This is a genomic window from Roseicyclus sp. (assembly GCF_052168335.1).
Classification (GTDB): domain Bacteria; phylum Pseudomonadota; class Alphaproteobacteria; order Rhodobacterales; family Rhodobacteraceae; genus Roseibacterium.
In genome coordinates this window covers 1-6,198 of record NZ_JBQLZP010000124.1, presented here as the reverse complement: position 1 = coordinate 6,198, position 6,198 = coordinate 1, and the positions used below count along the sequence as shown (strand labels likewise).

The window sequence follows — 6,198 nt, the reverse complement described above, 5'->3', positions numbered from 1 at the left end:
CGGGCTCGCCCAGCGCGATGGCCTTGCCGTTGCCGATGAAGGGGAAGCGGCCGACGCGGATCTCGTGGCCGCGCTCCTTGGCCTTGGCCTCCGTCAGGCCGACGCTCGCCACCTGCGGATGGCAATAGGTGCAGCCGGCGATGTTCTCGGGCTTCACCGGGTGGACGTTGTTCCGGCCCGCGATGAGCTCGGCCACCATGACGCCCTCGTGGCTGGCCTTGTGCGCGAGCCACGGCCCGTTCGTCGCGTCGCCGATGACGTAGAGCCCCTCGACGCCGGTGCGGCAGAACTCGTCCGTCACCACGAAGCTGCGGTCGATCTTCGCGCCCAGCGTCTCGAGCCCGAGGTTCTCGGTGTTGGCGACGATGCCGACGGCGGAAATGACGGTGTCGAACTCCATCGTCTCGGTCTTGCCGTTCGCCTCGATGTGGGCCGTCACCTTGTCGGCGGCGCGGTCGAGTTTCTTGACCATGGCCTTCGTCAGGATCTTCATGCCCTGCTTCTCGAAGCTCTTCTTCGCGAAGGCGGAGATCTCGGCGTCCTCGACGGGCAGGATGCGGTCCATGACCTCCACCACCGTCGTCTCGGCGCCCAGCGTGTTGTAGAAGCTCGCGAATTCGATCCCGATGGCGCCCGAGCCGATCACCAGCAGCTTCTTGGGCATGTGCGGGGGGACGAGGGCGTGCTTGTAGGTCCAGACGCGCTTGCCGTCGGCCTCGAGCCCCGGCAGCTCGCGCGCGCGCGCCCCGGTGGCGAGGATGATGTTCTTCGCCTGGAGCTCCTGCGTGCCCTTGTCGGTCTTCACGCTGACGCGGCCCCTGGCGGGGATCGTCGCCTCGCCCATCACGACCGTCACCTTGTTCTTCTTCATCAGGTGGCCGACGCCGGAATTGAGCTGCTTGGCGACCCCGCGCGAGCGTTTCACCACCGCGTCGAGGTCGTAGCCGATGTTCTCGGCCTTCAGCCCGAAGTCCCTGGCGCGCTGCATCAGGTGGAACACCTCGGAGGAGCGCAGCATCGCCTTGGTGGGGATGCAGCCCCAGTTGAGGCAGATGCCGCCCATGTGCTCGCGTTCGACGATGGCCGTCTTCAGGCCGAGCTGGCTCGCGCGGATGGCGGCGACGTAGCCTCCGGGGCCCGCGCCGATCACGACGACGTCGAAGGTCTCTGCCATTGGGGTCTCCTGGGGTCGGTCCGATTTGTTCAACGTTAAACATTTACCGGCGGGCGGGCAATCGGCCAAGGCGCGGGGAATGGCCGCCCTGCCTGCAGCGCAACGCCGCACGGACACGACCAGGCCGCCCGGCGGATGCGGGCGGCTTGGCGCTGTCCGCGCGGGTCAGTCAGTTGTTCGCGGTCAGCGGGTCGATGATCTGCGCGGTCTCGGTGATCCGCGTGACCGGGATGCCCGAGAGCTCGGCATGGCGGCGGATCGTGGCCTCGTCGTCGGCGAGGTAGACGCAGAAGGTCTTGTCGTCGGCGACGTAGGTGTGCTGCCACTGGATCGAGCTGCCGATCTGGTCGAGCGCCTGGTTCGAGGCGCGGGCCGCGCCGCAGAGCTCGGTCAGCGACATCTGCCCGATGCCCGGGATCTCGCGTTCGATCACGTAGCGCTTGAGTTGTTTCATGGGGTCGTCCTCCTCCGGCTGGTCGATGCATCCAGCCTCCGCCATGCGGCCCCGAAAGCAAAACGCGGTTTTCTTTCGCCCGCCAAAGGCAGCCTTTCGCACTTCGTTTGGAGATTTTGCCGGATGAAGGTAGTCTTTAGCGAATGGAGGCCGCGACGCACCTGAAGTCATTGCAGGCGCTCGACATGGCGCTGCGCACCGGCTCGCTGAAGGACGCGGCCGATGCCCTGGGAATCACGCCCGCCGCCGTCGGCCAGCGCATTCGCAGCCTCGAGAGCTATCTCGGCGTCGATCTCCTGATGCGCGGGCGCTCGGGCCTCCGGCCGACGCCGGAGCTGGAACGCGCGCTGCCCGATCTCCAGGCCGCCTTCGCCGCGCTCGACCGGGTGACGCGGGATCTCGACTTCCAGCGCGTGGCCGAGATCCACATCGTGGCCGAGCCCGACTGGGCCGAGCTCTGGCTCGCGCCGCGCCTCGCGCGCTTCCGCGCCGAGCATCCCAACATCCTGTTCAACGTGAACGGCGAAGGGGACGTGCGGCTCAGGATCGGGGCCTCCGACCTCAAGGTGGGGCGCGACGTGGCGGGGGGCGAGGCGCTCCATGCCGACCGCTTCGTGGCCGTCTGCACGCAGGAGAACATCGACCGCCTCGCGCGGCATCCGGCGCACGCGCCGCTCGAGGGCTATCCGCTCCTCGAACTCGAGCGGCGGGGCGGCGTCGCCGTGGCGCCCGCCTGGGGCGACTGGTTCGAGCGCTTCGGGATGCGCGACTCGGGCCTCGACCGGGCCTACCGCTACCGGAGCTTCCGCACGCTCCTCGAGGCGGCGCGCTCGGGCGTGGGCATGGCGCTCGCGCCCCTGTCACTCTGCCTCGGCGCGCTGGCGGAAGGAGAGCTGCACCTCGCCTTCCGCGACGCGTGGCTGCCGGCGCCCGGTTCCTGGCGGCTCGAGGTGCGCGAGCGCGCCCGCGACCGCCCGCAGATGCGCCGCTTCCTGTCCTGGCTCGCCGCCGAGGCCGCCGAGACGGACCGCGCGATGGCCGCGCTTCAGGCGCCCTGACCGGCCTTCATCGCCTCGAGGATCTGCGCGTAGCCGCCGCTTTCGAGAAACTCCCGCTCGGCCGCGCCCGAGGTCCGGCCGAGCGCCTCGTTGCGGTAGGGGAAGCGGTTGAAGCGGCGGATGATCTCGCGGTGGACACGGGCGTGGAGGAGGTTCTCGTCGCCCTCCATCCGCTCGGCCATGAGCCGCACGCAATGGTCCTGGTCGGTCAGGCGCTCGGAATGCATGAAGGGCATGTAGAAGAACTGCCGCTCGGGGGGGTCGATGCGCATGTCCCAGCCCCGGTCGAGCGCGTAGCAGGCCGTCGACAGCGCGCGGTCGTCGCTGGCGAAGGACCGCGCATCGCCGCGGAACATGTTGCGCGGGAACTGGTCGAGCAGCACGATCAGCGCGAGCGCGCCCTTGGGGTTCGTCGCCCAGGTCTCGTCGAGCTCGCCGCGCGCGCCACGCTCCCAGAGCGCGCCGAAGCGCTCGCGGATCTCGGCGTCGAAGGCGTCGTCCTTCTTGTACCAGAACTCGGGCCCGGCCCCGAGCCAGAAGTCGAGGACCTCCTCCTGTTCCTTCGCCATTGCGCTGTCTCCTCCCTTGCCAGTCATTCCGCGGGCCGTCCCTCGCCCTCCTCGGGGTCGCGCACGGCCTCGATCGCCACCGCCGCGACCGCCGCCGACGACACCGAGGGCACGACCGGCACGAAGGCGCCGGTGATCGTGCCCGCGGGACGTTGCGTCATGCGGTAGGCCGAATAAAGCGCCATCGCGGCCAGAAGCCCACCCATGAAGGCGAAGAACCCGCCCGGCCCGAGCTCCGACATCATCCACCCCACGAGGAGCGGCCCGCCGATGGCGCCGATCCCGTTCAGGAAGAGGAGGCCCGCCGAGGCGGCGGCCATGTCCTCGGGCTGGAGGTAGTCGTTGGTGTAGGCGATGGCGAGCGAATAGAGCGGGTTGACCACGCCGCCGAGCACGAAGCCCGTGACGAGGAGCGCGCCGAACACGCCGGTGAAGGGCATGATGACGAAGGCCGCCACCGCCCCCACCGCCGCCAGCGCGAGGATCAGCGTCCGCCGGTCCATCCGGTCCGAGAGCCAGCCGATCGGGTATTGGCAGAGGAGCCCGCCGGTGTAGATCACCGCCACGAAGATCGAGATCTCGCGGACGCTGAGTTCGGCCACCGTTCCGAAGACCGCCGCCATGCCGAACATGGCCGAGAAGATGCCGCCGAGCAGGAAGACCGATACGCAGCCCAGGGGCGAGGTCCGGTAGATCTCGATCAGCTTCATCCGGTTGGTGGACTGGAACACGGGTGCCGGACCGGCGTTCAGCAGGATCGGCGCGAAGGCGATGGAGACGAGGACCGAGGGGATGACGAAGAGGACGAAGCCCGAGGGGTCGGGCAGGTTCACCAGCGCCTGCGCCGCGATGATGCCGACCATCTGCACGATGAGGTAGAGCGACATCGCGCGGCCCCGCGTCTCGTTCGTGGAGGCGTCGTTGAGCCAGCTCTCGACAGTGATGTAGACCCCGCAGAAGCAGAAGCCGAGGACCATGCGCAGGAGCGTCCAGGCGATCGGGTCGGTGATCGTCGGAAACAGGATCAGCGCCGCGGAGATGCACGAGCCGAGCGCCGCGAAGACGCGGACGTGGCCCACGCGCCGGATCATCGCGGGCGCCATGCGCGAGGCGAAGAGGAAGCCCACGAAGTAGGCCGACATCACGACGGACATCTGGCCCGTGGTGAAGCCCTCCTGCGCGCCCCGGATGCCGAGAAGCGTGCCCTGAAGACCGTTGCCGAGCATCAGGAACGTGAGCCCCAGGAACAGGGGCCAGGTGTTGCGCAGGACGATCAGCATGCGGGCCTCCTCGCGGTCCGTCCGCCGGGGATCAGCCCGGAGCCTCGCCGCGCCTTCCCGGTCCGTCTGTCAGATTCGCGACGGAATGAGTAGGGATGCGTCGCCGTAGGAGAAGAAGCGGTAGCGCGCCGCGATGGCGTGGGCGTAGATCCCGCGCACCCGCTCCTGCCCCATCAGCGCCGAGACCAGCATCATCAGCGTCGATTTCGGCAGGTGGAAGTTGGTGACGAGGCCGTCCGCGATCTTCCAGCGGTAGCCCGGGTAGATGAAGATGTCGGTCTCCCCCTCGAAGGGGCGCATCGTGCCGTCCTCGGCCGCCGCCGTCTCGATCAGGCGAAGCGCGGTGGTGCCCACGGGAATGATCCGCCCGCCCGCGGCGCGGGTCGCGTTCATCTCCTCGGCCGCCTTCGGCCGAACCTCGCCCCATTCGGCGTGCATCCGGTGGGTGGTCACGTCGTCGACCGTCACCGGCAGGAACGTGCCCGCGCCGACGTGGAGCGTGACGAAGGTGAAGTCGATCCCCGCCGCGCCCAGCGCGGCCACCAGCGCCTCGTCGAAATGCAGGCTCGCGGTCGGCGCCGCGACGGCGCCCGCGCGGGCGGCCCAAATCGTCTGGTAGTCCTCGCGGTCGCGCTCGTCGGGGGCGCGCTTGCCCGCGATGTAGGGCGGCAGCGGCATGGCGCCCGCGACCTCGAGCGCCGCGTCGAAATCCTCGCCCGCCAGGTTGAAGCGCAGGCGCAGCCCGCCCTCGAGCGCCGCGACCTCGGCCGAGAGCGCGTCGGAGAAGACGACCGTTTCCCCCAGCGCGAGCTTGCGCAGCGGCCTGGCCAGGGCCGACCAGGTGCCGTCCGCCTGCGGTTCCATCAGCGTGACCTCGATCCTCGCGGTGACGGGGCCCTGCGCGCTCTGCCTGAGGCGGGTGCCGGTCAGGCGCGCGGGGATCACGCGGGTGTCGTTCAGGATCAGCCGGTCGCCGGGCCTCAGGATCGTCGGAAGGTCATGGACATGGGCGTCCCGCGTCGCCGGGCCCTCGGCCACCAGCAGCCGCGCGGAGGAGCGCGGGCGCGCGGGCCGCGTGGCGATCAGCTCCTCGGGGAGGTCGAAATCGAAATCGTCGAGTTTCATCGTCTCAGTTCGCGGGGGTCTCGGTCAGGTCCGGCGGCGGTCTGCGGAAGATCTCGCGGAAGATGCCGGGCGTCAGGATCGACAGGGGGTTCACGGACACGTTCGCCTGCTCCGCGGTGCCGGTCAGCCGGTAGGTGAACCCGAACAGCCCCTCGCGCCGCGGCGCGAAGAGCGCGCCGACGAGCCCATTGACCATGTAGAGCGGAGAGACAACCCCCTGCATCTCGTAGCGGCGCGACGCGATGTCGTAGACCCCGTCCATCGAGATGCCGAGCGACGGGCCGACCGCCGTGCCCTCGGCCAGCGTCAGCCGCTCGGGCGTGAGCGCGAAGCGGGCCTCGACCGTGCCCAGGTTGATGCCCTCGCCCGAGAGCTGTTCGAGGAGACCGACCACGGAAATGAGGTTCAGCAGCTCCGCCATCGCGGGCGCGTCGCGCAGGCGCGGCCCCTCGATGCGGAGCGCGCCCTCGAAGCTGCGGGGCGCGGCGGCCGATTGCAGCGTCAGCGCCATGCGCCCGCCATGCGCGGTGCGGAAGAT

General features: G+C 69.7%; 6 protein-coding genes and 1 pseudogene. 1 reads left to right on the top strand and 6 read right to left on the bottom strand.

Annotated features, from left to right (window positions below):
- Both lpdA and ACTS11_RS04015 read right to left on the bottom strand, forming a co-directional pair.
- On the bottom strand, window positions 1-1,174 hold a 1,174-nt coding region (gene lpdA / locus ACTS11_RS04020; protein ID WP_442639055.1), incomplete at its 3' end, for a dihydrolipoyl dehydrogenase.
- 169 nt (window positions 1,175-1,343) lie between these two features.
- Window positions 1,344-1,628, bottom strand: coding sequence for a DUF4242 domain-containing protein (locus ACTS11_RS04015; RefSeq protein WP_442639054.1), 285 nt, complete (start codon window positions 1,626-1,628; stop codon window positions 1,344-1,346).
- A gap of 143 nt (window positions 1,629-1,771) precedes the next feature.
- Between ACTS11_RS04015 and ACTS11_RS04010 the strand changes: the two genes are divergently transcribed.
- Entirely contained in the window at window positions 1,772-2,686 is a 915-nt protein-coding gene (locus tag ACTS11_RS04010) for a LysR substrate-binding domain-containing protein (protein WP_442639053.1), read from the top strand.
- On the opposite strand, the gene ACTS11_RS04005 is transcribed toward ACTS11_RS04010, so the two are convergent.
- The 4 genes and pseudogenes from ACTS11_RS04005 to ACTS11_RS03990 all read right to left on the bottom strand — a co-directional run.
- The gene (locus ACTS11_RS04005) at window positions 2,674-3,255 is read right to left on the bottom strand and encodes a DUF924 family protein (protein WP_442639052.1); all 582 of its coding nucleotides are present in this window, start codon (window positions 3,253-3,255) and stop codon (window positions 2,674-2,676) included. The two genes, ACTS11_RS04010 and ACTS11_RS04005, sit on opposite strands and share 13 nt — an antisense overlap.
- Before the next feature lie 23 nt (window positions 3,256-3,278).
- Window positions 3,279-4,535 carry an MFS transporter gene (locus tag ACTS11_RS04000; RefSeq protein ID WP_442639051.1) on the bottom strand — a complete coding sequence of 419 codons (1,257 nt, stop codon included), beginning with the start codon at window positions 4,533-4,535 and terminating at the stop codon, window positions 3,279-3,281.
- A 69-nt stretch (window positions 4,536-4,604) separates the two neighbouring features.
- A complete protein-coding gene (queA, locus tag ACTS11_RS03995) occupies window positions 4,605-5,660 on the bottom strand; it encodes a tRNA preQ1(34) S-adenosylmethionine ribosyltransferase-isomerase QueA (RefSeq protein WP_442639050.1) in 1,056 nt (351 codons plus the stop codon).
- 4 nt (window positions 5,661-5,664) lie between these two features.
- Window positions 5,665-6,198: pseudogene (locus ACTS11_RS03990) on the bottom strand (DUF3971 domain-containing protein); the annotation flags it as partial.

Coding starts and splice junctions, on each gene's coding strand:
- ACTS11_RS04015 (WP_442639054.1), bottom strand. CDS start 1,628: ATGAAACAACTCAAGCGCTACGTGATCGAACGCGAGATCCCGGGCATC.
- queA (WP_442639050.1), bottom strand. CDS start 5,660: ATGAAACTCGACGATTTCGATTTCGACCTCCCCGAGGAGCTGATCGCC.
- ACTS11_RS04010 (WP_442639053.1), top strand. CDS start 1,772: ATGGAGGCCGCGACGCACCTGAAGTCATTGCAGGCGCTCGACATGGCG.
- ACTS11_RS04005 (WP_442639052.1), bottom strand. CDS start 3,255: ATGGCGAAGGAACAGGAGGAGGTCCTCGACTTCTGGCTCGGGGCCGGG.
- ACTS11_RS04000 (WP_442639051.1), bottom strand. CDS start 4,535: ATGCTGATCGTCCTGCGCAACACCTGGCCCCTGTTCCTGGGGCTCACG.